The organism is Segniliparus rugosus ATCC BAA-974, from assembly GCF_000185725.2.
GTDB classification, from domain to species: Bacteria; Actinomycetota; Actinomycetes; order Mycobacteriales; family Mycobacteriaceae; genus Segniliparus; species Segniliparus rugosus.
On record NZ_KI391954.1, the window covers coordinates 383,783 to 398,274 of the forward strand.

Annotated in this window: 8 protein-coding genes and 3 rRNA genes; all 11 read left to right on the forward strand. The window is 62.5% G+C overall.

Features of this window, described 5'->3' with window-relative positions:
• Positions 1-3 precede the first annotated feature (3 nt).
• The 11 genes from atpD to bsaP all read left to right on the forward strand — a co-directional run bounded on the left by atpD (position 4) and on the right by bsaP (position 14,059).
• A complete protein-coding gene (atpD, locus tag HMPREF9336_RS11775) occupies positions 4-1,452 on the forward strand; it encodes a F0F1 ATP synthase subunit beta (RefSeq protein ID WP_007467280.1) in 1,449 nt (482 codons plus the stop codon).
• A 6-nt stretch (positions 1,453-1,458) separates the two neighbouring features.
• Positions 1,459-1,854, forward strand: coding sequence for a F0F1 ATP synthase subunit epsilon (locus HMPREF9336_RS11780; protein ID WP_007467282.1), 396 nt, complete (start codon positions 1,459-1,461; stop codon positions 1,852-1,854).
• A gap of 33 nt (positions 1,855-1,887) precedes the next feature.
• The gene (gene murA, locus HMPREF9336_RS11785; RefSeq protein WP_007467284.1) at positions 1,888-3,150 is read left to right on the forward strand and encodes a UDP-N-acetylglucosamine 1-carboxyvinyltransferase; all 1,263 of its coding nucleotides are present in this window, start codon (positions 1,888-1,890) and stop codon (positions 3,148-3,150) included.
• A gap of 733 nt (positions 3,151-3,883) precedes the next feature.
• A 16S ribosomal RNA gene (locus tag HMPREF9336_RS11790) occupies positions 3,884-5,399 on the forward strand.
• Positions 5,400-5,753: 354 nt separating this feature from the next.
• Positions 5,754-8,828, forward strand: a 23S ribosomal RNA gene (locus tag HMPREF9336_RS11795).
• 95 nt (positions 8,829-8,923) lie between these two features.
• A 5S ribosomal RNA gene (gene rrf, locus HMPREF9336_RS11800) occupies positions 8,924-9,040 on the forward strand.
• The 16S, 23S and 5S rRNA genes sit together here, the layout of an rRNA operon.
• Before the next feature lie 265 nt (positions 9,041-9,305).
• Positions 9,306-10,784, forward strand: a complete 1,479-nt coding sequence (locus HMPREF9336_RS11805) for a carotenoid oxygenase family protein (protein WP_007467286.1) — start codon at positions 9,306-9,308, stop codon at positions 10,782-10,784.
• Between the two features lie 30 nt (positions 10,785-10,814).
• Positions 10,815-11,966, forward strand: a complete 1,152-nt coding sequence (locus HMPREF9336_RS11810) for an 8-amino-7-oxononanoate synthase (protein WP_007467288.1) — start codon at positions 10,815-10,817, stop codon at positions 11,964-11,966.
• Entirely contained in the window at positions 11,954-12,691 is a 738-nt protein-coding gene (bioD, locus tag HMPREF9336_RS11815; protein ID WP_021030571.1) for a dethiobiotin synthase, read from the forward strand. The genes HMPREF9336_RS11810 and bioD overlap by 13 nt, the downstream gene beginning before the upstream one ends.
• Positions 12,688-13,737: a biotin synthase BioB gene (bioB, locus tag HMPREF9336_RS11820; protein WP_007467292.1), complete on the forward strand. Its 1,050-nt coding sequence runs from the start codon at positions 12,688-12,690 to the stop codon at positions 13,735-13,737. Before bioD ends, bioB begins: the two co-directional genes overlap by 4 nt.
• Before the next feature lie 28 nt (positions 13,738-13,765).
• Positions 13,766-14,059 (forward strand): biotin synthase auxiliary protein BsaP, encoded by a 294-nt coding sequence (gene bsaP / locus HMPREF9336_RS11825; RefSeq protein ID WP_007467294.1) that lies wholly within the window; start codon positions 13,766-13,768, stop codon positions 14,057-14,059.
• Positions 14,060-14,492: the final 433 nt, after the last annotated feature.

Here is a 14,492-nt window from a genome sequence, read left to right on the forward strand (position 1 = left end):
CAAGTGACCGCTACGTTGCAATCCAGCACCATCGAATCGGCGAAATCCGGAAGCGGACGCGTCGTCCGCGTCATCGGCCCCGTTGTGGACGTCGAGTTCCCCCGCGACTCCGTCCCCGAACTCTTCCACGCGCTGCACGCGGAGGTCACGCTGCCTTCCGTCGCCAAGACGCTGACGCTCGAAGTGGCGCAGCACCTCGGCGACAACATCGTGCGCACCATCTCGATGCAGCCGACGGACGGACTGGTCCGAGGCGTCCCGGTCTCCGACACTGGCAAGCCCATCTCGGTGCCGGTCGGCGACGTGGTCAAGGGCCATGTGTTCAACGCGCTCGGCGACTGCCTCGACGCGCCTGGCACGGGCCGCGACGGCGAGCAGTGGGGCATCCACCGCAAGCCGCCCGCCTTCGACCAGCTTGAGGGCAAGACCGAGATCCTCGAGACCGGCATCAAGGTCATCGACCTGCTCACCCCGTATGTCAAGGGCGGCAAGATCGGCCTGTTCGGCGGCGCGGGCGTCGGCAAGACCGTGCTCATCCAGGAGATGATCACCCGTATCGCCCGCGAGTTCTCCGGCACCTCGGTGTTCGCCGGCGTGGGGGAGCGCACCCGTGAGGGCACCGACCTCAAACTCGAGATGGAAGAGATGGGCGTGCTCCAAGACACCGCCCTCGTCTTCGGCCAGATGGACGAGCCGCCCGGCACCCGTATGCGGGTCGCGCTCTCCGCGCTGACGATGGCGGAGTACTTCCGCGACGTGCAGGGCCAGGACGTGCTGCTCTTCATCGACAACATCTTCCGCTTCACCCAGGCGGGCTCGGAGGTCTCCACGCTGCTCGGCCGTATGCCGTCCGCCGTGGGCTACCAGCCGACTCTGGCCGACGAGATGGGCCAGCTCCAGGAGCGGATCACCTCGACCCGAGGCCGTTCGATCACCTCGCTGCAGGCCATCTACGTGCCCGCCGACGACTACACCGATCCGGCCCCGGCGACGACCTTCGCGCACCTCGACGCGACCACGGAGCTTTCCCGCCCGATCTCCCAGCTGGGCATCTACCCCGCTGTGGACCCGTTGACTTCGACCTCTCGCATCCTCGAGGCTTCGATTGTCGGCGACGAGCACTTCCGGGTCGCCAACGAGGTCAAGCGCATTCTGCAGAAGTACAAGGAGCTGCAGGACATCATCGCCATCCTCGGCATGGACGAGCTCTCCGAAGAGGACAAGGTCCTCGTCGGCCGGGCCCGCCGCATCCAGAAATTCCTCGGCCAGAACTTCATCGTCGCCGAGAAGTTCACCGGCCAGCCGGGTTCGGTGGTGCCGCTGCGCGACACCATCGAAGCCTTCGACCGGGTTTGCAAGGGCGAGTTCGACCACTACCCGGAGCAGGCATTCAACAGCCTCGGCGGGCTGGACGACGTCGAGGCCGCCGCGAAGAAGCTCGCCAAGAAGTAGGAGCCGATGTCTGAGTTCACTGTCGAGCTGATCTCCGTCGAAGAGAAGTTCTGGAACAGCCCCGCGACCGAGGTGCTCGCGCGCACCACGGTCGGCGAGATCGGCGTCCTGCCCGGACACATCCCGGTGTTCGGGCAGCTCGCCGAAGGGTTCACTGTGACCATCGTCGACCCTGAGGGCGTCCGGCATGTGGCGGCTGTGGACGGCGGTTTCATCTCGGTCACCCCGACCCTGGTCACCATCCTCGCCGAGGACGCCCAGTGGGCGAAGGACGTCGACACCGCTGCGCAAGAGGCGATTCTCGCCGGAGCGCAAGAAGGAACGGGCGAGTACTTGAAAGCACAGGCGCGATTGAACGCGGCGCTGCTTTCCGAGACTGGTCGAGTCGGCGTCAGCCATTAAAGCGAGCCGGTATTCAACGGGTACGCTGAGCCTGTGAATGAGCGCACCGAGTATTTCCGGGTAACCGGAGGGGCCCGCCTTGTGGGGGAAGTCCACGTGAGCGGGGCGAAGAACAGCGTGCTCAAGCTGATGGCGGCCGCGCTCCTCGCCGAGGGGACCACGACGATCGCGAACTGTCCGGACATCTTGGACGTCCCGTTCATGGCGGAAGTCCTGCGCGGCCTTGGCTGCGGAGTCGAACTCGAAGGGGATGTCGTCCGCATCGACACTCCTGCCGAGCCGAAGTATCAAGCAGATTTTCCGGCGGTCAGGCAGTTCCGGGCCTCAGTGTGCGTGCTCGGCCCGCTGATCGCCCGATGCCGGAAGGCAGTTGTGGCTCTTCCGGGCGGAGACGCGATCGGCTCCCGACCGCTCGACATGCATCAAGCCGGTTTGCGCAAGCTGGGCGCGCATTGCTCGATCGAGCACGGACAAGTGATCGCCGAAGCGGACGATCTGCACGGGGCGGAAATTCTCTTGGAGTTCCCCTCGGTCGGCGCGACGGAAAACATTCTGATGGCAGCTGTGTTGGCGAAGGGCCGCACAGTGATCGAGAACGTCGCGCGCGAGCCGGAGATCGTGGATCTCTGCGACATGCTCAACAAAATGGGGGCGAAGATCGAGGGCGCGGGCACCTCGGTCATCAAAGTCGACGGGGTCGAACGGCTCGAACCGGTGGAGCACAACGTGATCGGGGACCGGATCGTCGGCGCGACCTGGGGCATGGCTGCCGCGCTGACCGGAGGGGATGTGCGGGTGAACGGGGTCGATCCCGAGCATTTGCGAGTTGTGCTCGGCAAACTTCGCGACGTCGGAGCAGAAGTGACCGAAGGCAAGCAGAGTTTCCAGGTCCGCCAGCAGGAGCGCCCAATCGGGGTGAACTACTCCACACTCCCGTTCCCAGGTTTCCCCACGGACTTGCAGCCGATCGCGATTGCGCTGGCCGCGGTCTCTCAGGGGGTGTCGATCATCACGGAAAACGTTTTTGAAGCGAGGTTCCGTTTCGTGGAAGAGATGATCCGGCTCGGAGCCGACGCGCACACGGACGGACACCATGCTGTGGTGCGCGGGGTGCCGCGGTTGTCGAGCGCTCCGGTCTGGGCCTCGGATATTCGAGCGGCGGCGGGTCTGGTCCTCGCAGGTTTGGTCGCTGACGGAGTGACCGAAGTGCACGAAGTCCATCACGTCGACCGTGGCTATCCGCTTTTCGTCGAAAACCTCAACCGGCTCGGAGCCAGCGTCGAGCGCGTGAGCTGAGTCCGTCCCGTCCCGGCGACCCGCCGCCTGGCGGACGGCCTCGCGCGGGATCCCTTTCCCCGACAGCTTGGGGGCCTCGAAATCGTCGAGGACCCCAAGCTTTTTCTTTTTCCCGCCCGTTCGTGAGCCCTCGTGCCAACCAGAGGCTTCCTTGCCCTTGTCTGCGAACGGCGGGGGGTGCGCCGCGCCGTTCGGCCGCCGATCGGCCCAAGTTCGCACAAATAACGCTCTGACCTGCAGAGTTGACATTCGCAAAATGACCGGTGTACATTCATCAGGCCAAAGCGAAACGCCGAAAGCAAGCCAGGCGGACACCGACCTGGCGCCCCGGATCAAAGCGAACCGGATCTGAGAAGATTGACTGAATCTGAACAGGCCAAAAACGCGAGATAACGGAGCGGGTTGACAAGCTCAACCGGATGGTGTAGACTGGACAAGTTGCCTTCGCGACAATCTCAGTGAGATTCTAGCAAGGGTGGCGCGTGTTCTTTGAGAACTCAACAGTGTGTCGACGAATGTCAGTGCCAAATTTTTGGTACGCATGCAGGAAGTCTTCAATTATATGAAGATCGAGCGCATGTAGTGACAAGCCATTCTCGAAGTATAATTCGGGAGTGGGTTCACGTCAATTTTTACAGCTAGTGAAATTTGTTTCACGCTAGCGATCTGTGAGAACAGAATAAAGTTTTCGACGATCTTGGCAGTTCTCTGCCAAAACAGTCGAGCTCAATCTTTCACGGAGAGTTTGATTCTGGCTCAGGACGAACGCTGGCGGCGTGCCTAACACATGCAAGTCGAACGATGAAGCCCTTCGGGGTGGATTAGTGGCGAACGGGTGAGTAACACGTGGGCAATCTGCCCTGCACTCTGGGATAAGCCTGGGAAACTGGGTCTAATACCGGATATGAGCTTCCACCGCATGGTGGAGGTTGGAAAGTTTTTCGGTGCAGGATGAGCCCGCGGCCTATCAGCTAGTTGGTGGGGTAACGGCCTACCAAGGCGACGACGGGTAGCCGGCCTGAGAGGGTGATCGGCCACACTGGGACTGAGACACGGCCCAGACTCCTACGGGAGGCAGCAGTGGGGAATATTGCACAATGGGCGAAAGCCTGATGCAGCGACGCCGCGTGAGGGATGACGGCCTTCGGGTTGTAAACCTCTTTCAGCAGGGACGAAGCGCAAGTGACGGTACCTGCAAAAGAAGCACCGGCTAACTACGTGCCAGCAGCCGCGGTAATACGTAGGGTGCGAGCGTTGTTCGGATTTACTGGGCGTAAAGAGCTCGTAGGCGGACTGTCGCGTCGCCTGTGAAAGCCCGTGGCTCAACCACGGGTCTGCAGGCGATACGGGCAGACTAGAGTACTGCAGGGGAGACTGGAATTCCTGGTGTAGCGGTGGAATGCGCAGATATCAGGAGGAACACCGGTGGCGAAGGCGGGTCTCTGGGCAGTAACTGACGCTGAGGAGCGAAAGCGTGGGGAGCGAACAGGATTAGATACCCTGGTAGTCCACGCTGTAAACGGTGGGCGCTAGGTGTGGGTTTCCTTCCATGAAATCCGTGCCGTAGCTAACGCATTAAGCGCCCCGCCTGGGGAGTACGGCCGCAAGGCTAAAACTCAAAGAAATTGACGGGGGCCCGCACAAGCGGCGGAGCATGTGGATTAATTCGATGCAACGCGAAGAACCTTACCTGGGTTTGACATGGACTGGAAAGCCGTAGAGATACGGCCCCCCTTGTGGTCGGTTCACAGGTGGTGCATGGCTGTCGTCAGCTCGTGTCGTGAGATGTTGGGTTAAGTCCCGCAACGAGCGCAACCCTTGTCCTGTGTTGCCAGCGCGTAATGGCGGGGACTCTCAGGAAACTGCCGGGGTCAACTCGGAGGAAGGTGGGGACGACGTCAAGTCATCATGCCCCTTATGTCCAGGGCTTCACACATGCTACAATGGCGCGTACAGAGGGCAGCGATATCGCAAGGTGGAGCGAATCCCTTAAAGCGCGTCTCAGTTCGGATTGGGGTCTGCAACTCGACCCCATGAAGTCGGAGTCGCTAGTAATCGCAGATCAGCAACGCTGCGGTGAATACGTTCCCGGGCCTTGTACACACCGCCCGTCAAGTCACGAAAGTCGGTAACACCCGAAGCCGGTGGCCCAACCTTTTAGGAGGGAGCCGTCGAAGGTGGGATTGGCGATTGGGACTAAGTCGAAACAAGGTAGCCGTACCGGAAGGTGCGGCTGGATCACCTCCTTTCTAAGGAGCACATCTCCTCGAGTACCTCTGCAAAGGCAGGTCGGGAAAGAGGCAGAGACCGCGCTCTTATCGAACGAATAAGAGGCGGAAGCTCATGGATGGAACGCTGACTTCGTTGCCGATAGATGGCCTACCCCCTCGTACCTGGGGAAATCCTTCTGGCGACTATATCGACACACTGTTGGGTCCTGAGAGAACACGCAGGCGCTTCGAGCGCCGACTCTCAGGGCATGCAATCACCGGCCTCCTCAATGCGGAGGCCGAGGGAGCCAAATCCCGCCAGTGATTGTGTGGCGTGTTGTTTGAGAACTGCACAGTGGACGCGAGCATCTTGTAATTACAAGTGTAATTTTGTAGTAAGTATGCAAGGGCATACGGTGGATGCCTTGGGACCAAGAGCCGATGAAGGACGTAGGAGACTGCGATAAGCCTCGAGGAGCTGTCAACCAAGCCGAGATTCGAGGATTTCCGAATGGGGAAACCCGTCTACGACGAAAGTCGTGGTCACCGCTGCCTGAATATATAGGGCAGAGGGAGGAAACGTGGGGAAGTGAAACATCTCAGTACCCACAGGAAGAGAAAACAACCGTGATTCCGAGAGTAGTGGCGAGCGAAATCGGAAGAGGCCAAACCTTGTACGCGTGATAGCAGGTAAGCGTTGCGTGCAGGGGGTTGTGGGACCTCACTTGTCATTGTTACCTCAATGGCCAACAGTCAGAAAACATAGTGTTAGTGGAAGCGAGTTGGAACGCTCCATCACAGAGGGTGAGAATCCCGTACACGAAAACTCTATGTCTGTTGTGTGAGGCACCCAAGTAGCAGCGGGCCCGTGAAATCTGCTGTGAATCTGCCGGGACCACCCGGTAAGCCTAAATACTCCTTGGTCACCGATAGCGGACCAGTACCGTGAGGGAAAGGTGAAAAGTACCCCGAGAGGGGAGTGAAATAGACCTGAAACCGTGTGCCTACAATCCGTCAGAGCCGCAAGGTGATGGCGTGCCTTTTGAAGAATGAGCCTGCGAGTTAGCGGCATGTGGCAAGGTTAACCCGGAGAGGGGCAGCCGTAGCGAAAGCGAGTCCGAATAGGGCGTAGAGTCGCATGTTCTAGACCCGAAGCGGAGTGATCTACCCATGGGCAGGGTGAAGCGAGGGTAAGACCTCGTGGAGGCCCGAACCCACTTCAGTTGAAAATGGAGGGGATGACCTGTGGGTAGGGGTGAAAGGCCAATCAAACTCCGTGATAGCTGGTTCTCCCCGAAATGCATATAGGTGCAGCGTCGCGCGTTTCTTGCCGGAGGTAGAGCTACTGGATGGTCTAGGGGGCCCACAAGCTTACCGAAATCAGCCAAACTCCGAATGCCGGTAAGTGAGAGCGCGGCAGTGAGACTACGGGCGATAAGGTTCGTTAGTCGAGAGGGAAACAGCCCAGATCGCCGACTAAGGCCCCTAAGAGTGTGCTAAGTGGAAAAGGATGTGGATTCGCATGGACAACCAGGAGGTTGGCTTGGAAGCAGCCACCCTTTAAAGAGTGCGTAATAGCTCACTGGTCAAGTGATTCCGCGCCGACAATGTAGCGGGGCTCAAGCACACCGCCGAAGTCGCGGCATTCATACATCGTATGGATGGGTAGGGGAGCGTCGAATAGCCTTTGAAGCTGCGGAGTAATCCAGTGGTGGAGGCTATTCGAGTGAGAATGCAGGCATGAGTAGCGAAAGCAATGTGAGAAACATTGCCACCGTATGACTAAGGTTTCCTGGGCCAGGTTAATCCGCCCAGGGTTAGTCGGGACCTAAGGCGAGGCCGACAGGCGTAGTCGATGGACAACGGGTAGATATTCCCGTACCGACGTGAAACCGCCCATGATGAATCCAGGGATGCTAACTATCCCAAAGCGTGCGTTCCTTCGGGAACAACCGTGGCGGCATAGAACCCGAACTGGTAGTAGTCAAGCGATGGGGTGACGCAGGAAGATAGCGGATCCAGTGAATGGTAGTACTGGTGTAAGCCCGTGGGGCGTGGTATAGGCAAATCCGTACCACACAAGCCTGAGAGGTGATGCGTAGCCGATGAGGCGAATTCCGTGATTCTATGCTGCCGAGAAAAGCCTCTAGCGAGGTTTCACGTTGCCCGTACCCTAAACCGACACAGGTAGTCAGGTAGAGCATACCAAGGTGATCGAGATAACCGTGGTTAAGGAACTCGGCAAAATACCCCCGTAACTTCGGGAGAAGGGGGGCCTCGTTTGGTGACCCAACTTGCTTGGTGAGCTGAGTGAGGCCGCAGAGACCAGGGAGAAGCGACTGTTTACTAAAAACACAGGTCCGTGCGAAGTCGTAAGACGATGTATACGGACTGACGCCTGCCCGGTGCTGGAAGGTTAATAGGACCGGTTAGCCGCAAGGCGAAGCTGAGAATTGAAGCCCCAGTAAACGGCGGTGGTAACTCTAACCATCCTAAGGTAGCGAAATTCCTTGTCGGGTAAGTTCCGACCTGCACGAATGGCGTAACGACTTCTCTACTGTCTCAACCACGGACTCGGCGAAATTGCACTACGAGTAAAGATGCTCGTTACGCGCGGCAGGACGAATAGACCCCGGGACCTTCACTATAGCTTGGTATTGGTGTTTGGTTCGATTTGTGTAGGATAGGTGGGAGACTGTGAAGCAGGGACGCCAGTTCTTGTGGAGTCAACGTTGAAATACCACTCTGATCGTATTGAACATCTAACCTCGGACCGTGAATCCGGTTCAGGAACAGTGCCTGGTGGGTAGTTTAACTGGGGCGGTTGCCTCCCAAAATGTAACGGAGGCGCCCAAAGGTTCCCTCAGCCTGGTTGGCAATCAGGTGTTGAGTGTAAGTGCACAAGGGAGCTTGACTGTGAGAGTGACAGCTCGAGCAGGGACGAAAGTCGGGACTAGTGATCCGGCACCGGCAAGTGGAAGCGGTGTCGCTCAACGGATAAAAGGTACCCCGGGGATAACAGGCTGATCTTCCCCAAGAGTCCATATCGACGGGATGGTTTGGCACCTCGATGTCGGCTCGTCGCATCCTGGGGTCGTAGTAGTTCCCAAGGGTTGGGCTGTTCGCCCATTAAAGCGGCACGCGAGCTGGGTTTAGAACGTCGTGAGACAGTTCGGTCTCTATCCGCCGCGCGCGTTAGAAACTTGAGAAAGGCTGTCCCTAGTACGAGAGGACCGGGACGGACGAACCTCTGGTGTGTCAGTTGTTCTGCCAAGAGCACCGCTGATTAGCCACGTTCGGAAGGGATAACCGCTGAAAGCATCTAAGCGGGAAGCTCGTTTCAAGATGAGGTTTCTCACCACCTTGAGTGGGTAAGGCCCCCGACAGATCATCGGGTTGATAGGCCGGAACTGGAAGCGTAGTAATACGTGCAGGTGACCGGTACTAATAGGCCGAGGGCTTACTACATCTAACAAGATATTATGCGTCCACTGTGCGGTTCTGAGGCAGCACGCCTGAGACTCTTTTGACAGAGAGGCTCGGCCACGATAACCTCATAGAGTTACGGTGACAATAGCGAAGAGGAAACGCCCGGTCCCATTCCGAACCCGGAAGCTAAGCTCTTCAGCGCCGATGGTACTGCATGCGGGAGCGTGTGGGAGAGTAGGACATCGCCGTACATATTTTTAAAAAAGGACCCGCTTCGGCGGGTCCTTTTTTATTTTCCGGGCACCGCCCTTCCTCGAGCGCGGCTCCCTGTTCGGCGTTTCTCGCGTCAACAGTGCGCACGCAGTGTGCAGGCGCGTTTTCGTCCAATGGTCTGTTTCGAGGTCCGCTGGCCCGGTCCAAAGTGACTCTTGCCATAGTCCGAAACAGACTTTACAATAGTATGAAACAGACCGTATGTCCTGAAGCGTACTGGGCGGCCCGGCATGAGGAGCGGCGATGACCTCGACAGTCCACAACCAATTCTTACTCGGGGATTTCGCCCCGGTCGACGAGGAAGTCACTCTCGTCGACCTGCCGGTGACCGGCTCGATTCCCGAACAGCTCAACGGGCGCTATCTCCGGATCGGGCCGAATCCGGTGGCCGAAGTGGACCCGATCGCCTACCACTGGTTCATGGGCGACGGCATGACGCACGGCGTGCGCATTCGGGACGGCAGAGCGGAGTGGTACCGCAACCGCTGGGTGCGCTCGCCCCGTGTGGCGCGGCTCCTCGGCGAAACTCCTCCCAGACGCATCGGCGCCCGCGCGGGGATGCTGCAGATCCCGCCCAACACGAATATCATCGGCCATGCCGGGCGCACGCTCGCGTTGATCGAGGGCGGGGCGGCCAGTTACGAGCTCACGTACGAGCTGGACACGGTAGGCACCTGTGATTTCGACGGCACGCTGCTGGGCGGCTACACCGCGCATCCGCATCGGGACCCCGACACTGGCGAGCTGCACGCGCTCTCGTACTCCGCGGCGAGGGGCAGAGCGGTCGAATACACGGTGATCGGCGTGGACGGCAGAGCCAAACGTTCCGTTGAGTTCAAAACCCATGGGGCGCCGATGATGCACGACTTCGCGCTCACCAACAAATACGTGGTCATCTACGACCTGCCATGTGTGCTCGACCCGTCCCAGCTCAGCCAAATGGTCGCCCCGCTGTGGTTGGCGAAGCCCGCCTCGATCGTGCTGGGGGCGTTGGTGGGCAAAGTCAAGCTGCCAAGCCCGCTTGCGGCCATGGTCAATCGGGCCCCGGTTCGAGTGGACCGGCTGCCGTACCGATGGGACCGGAACTACCCGGCTCGGATCGGTCTTCTGCCGAGGGAGGGGAGCGCGGAGGACGTCCGGTGGTTCGATGTCGACCCCTGTTTCGTCTTTCACACCTTGAACGCTTATGACGAGACGGACGAGCGAGGAAACGAACGGGTCGTGCTGGATGTCGTCCGGCATGAGAAGGTGTTCGACAGAGATCTCAACGGGCCGACGGAAGGCAACCCCGTCCTTGAGCGCTGGACCGTCGAACTGGACGGCGGGAAAGTCAGGGCCGACCGGTTCGACGACCGGGCCCAGGAATTCCCGAGGATCGACGAGCGGTTGACCGGCAAGGAGCATCGGTACGGCTACACGGTGGCGAGGTCTTCGCCCGATCTGAGCTTGGAAGCAGATTTGAGCACAGTGCTCAAACACGACTTCCAGACCGGCCGTAGCCAGGCGCGGGAGTTCGCCCCGGAGATGAGCCTCGGCGAGCTGGTCTTCGTGCCGACCGGGCGGGGAGAGGACGAAGGCGTGCTCGTCGGCTACGCGTGCCATCGGGGGCGGAGCGAGACGGACCTCGTCTTCCTCGACGCGCAGACGTTGGAGACGGTCGCCGCGGTGCATCTTCCGGTCCGTGTCCCGACCGGGTTCCACGGGAACTGGCTGGCGGACTGAGCGAGCGCGGAGGGCCGGTAGAATGGTCGAATGCCCGAAGCCGCGCGTCCTTTGTTCCAAGCGTGGTTGGAGGAGACGGCTTGCCGCCGCGAACAGCTCGGATTGCGCCGCACGCCCGGACCGAAGCCGGTCATGGCGGACCTGCTCGATTTCGCGTCCAATGACTACCTCGGCCTCTCCCAGGACCCGCGCGTGCTCGACGGCGCGACGCTTGCCTTGAAAGAGTTCGGCGCTGGCTCCACGGCCTCTCGGCTGGTCACTGGCACCACGGAATTGCACGAGGCGCTCGAAGGCAATCTCGCCGCGTTCTTCGGGAGCGAGGCGGCGCTCGTCTTCTCCAGCGGCTACCTCGCGAACCTCGCGGCGGTCTCCGCGCTGGGCGGCAGCGACGCGTTGATCGTTTCGGACGCGGGCGTGCACGCTTCCCTGATCGACGCGTGTCGGCTCTCGCGCTCGCGGGTCGTGGTCGTCCCGTCGGATTCGGTCGAAGCGGCGCGAAGGGCGCTCGCCGACCGCGCCGAGCCGAGGGCGCTTGTCGTGGTGGACTCGGTGTCGAGCGTGGACGGGAGCCTCGCGCCTCTGACCGAGCTGCACCAAGTCTGCCAGGAGTTCGGCGCGGTGCTCGTCGCGGACGAGGCGCACGCGCTCGGCGTGGTCGGGCCGGGCGGTCGCGGCCACGCGCACGCCTGCGGCCTTGCGGGGAAACCGGACGTGGTGCTCACCGCCACGCTGTCGAAGTCGCTCGGCGGCCAGGGCGGGGCCGTGCTTTCGAGCGGGGCGGTGCGCGAACATCTGCTGAACACGGCGCGCAGCTTTATCTTCGACACCGCGCTGGCCCCTGCGAGCGTCGGCGCCGCCGCGGCGGCGCTTGCGGTTCTGGCCGCAGAACCCAGCCTGGCGCAGCACGTGCGGGAGCGTTCCCTGGAGCTCGCGGAGCTGCTCGGCCTGCCCGAGCCGCCGCAGTCGAGCGTCCTCTCCGTGGTGCTCGGCGACCCGAGCCTCGCCGTCGCGGTCGCGGCGGCCTGCCGGGAGCAGGGCGTGCTGGTCGGCTGTTTCCGCCCGCCTTCCGTGCCCGAGGGCACGAGCCGAGTGCGGTTCGCGGTCAAGGCGAGCCACACGTCTGCAGACGTGCGCCGCGCCGCCGAAGTGTTCCACGAGTCGAGACGCATATGCCAGCGGTAGCGATCACCGGCACCTCCACCGATGTGGGGAAGACCGTCGTCACCGCCGCGCTGGCCGCGTTGGCTGCGCGGCGGGGGCTCGACGTGCGCGTCTGCAAACCGGTGCAGACCGGGTTGCCGGACGGCGAGCCGGGCGACGCGGATGAGGCGGCCCGGCTCGCGGGCGTGCCCTCGGCGGAGTTCGTCCGGTATCCCGAGCCGTTGTCGCCGATCATCGCCGCGCGACGCAGCGGAAGGCGGCTCTGGACCGCCCAAGAGCTGGCGGCGGAGGCCGGTCGGTTCGCGGCCGACGAGTTCGTTCTGGTCGAGGGCGCGGGCGGCGTGCTTGTGCGGCTCGGCGAGCAGGGCGCGACCCTGCTCGACGTCGCGAGGCTCCTGCGCGCGCCAATGGTCGTGGTGGCAGGCTGCGAACTCGGCGCGCTCAATCACGCCGAGCTCACCGTGCGCGCCATTCGCGCCGCCGGAGTCGAGGTCGTCGGGTTGGTCGTCGGCAGCTGGCCTGCCGAGCCGCAGCTCGCGCACCGCACGAACCTCGAAGCCTTCCCCGAGCACACGGGGGTCGGAGTGCTCGGAAAGATCCCGCGCGGCGCGGGGTCGTTGGGGCCGGGGGAGTTCCAATCCCAGGCGCTCGGGTGGTTCGAGGAGGCCCATCTCGCCGGACTATGGCAAACTAGTTCCGCCGAAGAACGGAAAAACGCGGGGGGCTATAAGGAGCGCACACAATGACCCAGGCACCAGCACGAACCGCCGGCTCGGACGGCAACCTGGACAAGAGCCCGGACTCCCTGCTCGCCCAGTGGCGCGAGCAGGTGCTCGAGGGCGGCGTGGGACTGGCGCAGGGGCAGGTGCTCGAGGCGCTGGAGTTCCCAGAGGACCGGCTTGGCGATCTGCTGCAACTCGCCCATGAGGTCCGGATGCGTTGGTGCGGGCCTGAGGTCGAGGTGGAGAGCATCATCAGCCTCAAGACCGGCGGTTGCCCGGAGGACTGCCATTTCTGCTCGCAGTCGGGCCTGTTCGCCTCGCCGGTGCGCTCCGCGTGGCTGAACATCCCCTCGCTCGTCGAGGCGGCGAAAGCCACGGCGAAGTCCGGGGCGACCGAGTTCTGCATCGTCGCGGCGGTGCGCGGCCCGGACAAGCGGCTCATGTCCCAGGTCAAGGCGGGCATCGAGGCCATCCGCGCCGAGGTGGAGATCAATGTCGCATGTTCGCTCGGGATGCTCACCCAGGAGCAGGTCGACGAGCTCGCCGACATGGGCGTGCACCGCTACAACCACAACCTTGAGACGTCGCGCTCCTTCTTCGACAAGGTCGTCACCACGCACACCTGGGAGGAGCGCTGGGAAACGCTCACCATGGTGCGCGAGGCTGGCATGGAAGTCTGTTGCGGCGGGCTCTTGGGCATGGGGGAGAGCCTGGAGCAGCGCGCCGAGTTCGCGGCGCAGCTCGCCGAGCTGGAGCCGGACGAGGTGCCGTTGAACTTCCTGATCCCGCAGCCGGGCACGCCGTTCGCGGACTTGCCCGTCGTGCCTGCGGAAGAGGCGCTCAAGGCGGTCGCGGCGTTCCGGCTCGCGCTGCCGAGGACGATCCTGCGCTTCGCGGGCGGGCGAGAGCTCACGCTGGGCGATTTCGGGGCGGAGCAGGGCATGCTCGGCGGGATCAACGCGATCATCGTCGGCAACTATCTGACCAACCTCGGCCGCCCCGTGGACGAGGACCTGGACATGCTCGAGAACTTGAAGATGCCGATCAAAGCGCTCAATCAGACGCTATGAGCCCGCGGAGCTTACGAGGGGCGGCGCGATGAGCATCGGCGGGGCCGCGACGGAGGGGGAGGGTCTCGGACCGCTCGCGGAGCCGAGGTTGCATTGCTGGCACACCGGCGTCCTCTTGTCCGAGGGCGAGGCCCCGGCGTTGTCTCCGAACGCCCGAGCGGGAGGCGAGCCGCCGAGGTTCTGCGGCCAGTGCGGCAGGCGGATGGTGGTGCAGGTGCATCCGCGCGGCTGGTCCGCGACGTGCTCCCGCCACGGCTCCGTCGACTCGGAAGTGTGGGAGCGCTTCGTTTTGCAGCAGAAACTGCGGGAGACGGCCCAGTGAGCGCGAGGGCGTTGTGGCTCCTTGGGCGGGGGTTCGGCTTTCAAGTCGTTGTCGCCGTCATCGCCGGGCTGGTCTGGGCGGTGGCCGCGCCGACCGTCGGGGCCAAACGCGTGCGCGGGGGCGACGTGGTGCCGTTGCAGCCAGGCGAAGTGCGCCACTTGTTCGAGGCGTTCGCCTGGTTGGTCGGGGTCGAGCTGGTCGCGGGAGCCGCCGCAGCGCTCGTGGTGTGGCTCATCAGCAAGCCGGTCCGAGGCGTCTGGCTGATCGGCGCGACGCTCGCGGGCGCGGGCCTCGGCGGCTTCCTCGCGGTCGAGGTGGGCGGGGCGGTCCGGTCGCTGATCTATCCGGGGCCGGGCCAAGGCCCCGGCTCGATCAGCCAGGCCGCGGTCAGGCTCTCCGAATCCGAGGTCGACGTGGCCGCGTTGGCGTGCGC

Coding starts and splice junctions, on each gene's coding strand:
- HMPREF9336_RS11780 (WP_007467282.1), top strand. CDS start 1,459: ATGTCTGAGTTCACTGTCGAGCTGATCTCCGTCGAAGAGAAGTTCTGG.
- HMPREF9336_RS11805 (WP_007467286.1), top strand. CDS start 9,306: ATGACCTCGACAGTCCACAACCAATTCTTACTCGGGGATTTCGCCCCG.
- HMPREF9336_RS11810 (WP_007467288.1), top strand. CDS start 10,815: ATGCCCGAAGCCGCGCGTCCTTTGTTCCAAGCGTGGTTGGAGGAGACG.
- bioD (WP_021030571.1), top strand. CDS start 11,954: ATGCCAGCGGTAGCGATCACCGGCACCTCCACCGATGTGGGGAAGACC.
- bioB (WP_007467292.1), top strand. CDS start 12,688: ATGACCCAGGCACCAGCACGAACCGCCGGCTCGGACGGCAACCTGGAC.
- bsaP (WP_007467294.1), top strand. CDS start 13,766: ATGAGCATCGGCGGGGCCGCGACGGAGGGGGAGGGTCTCGGACCGCTC.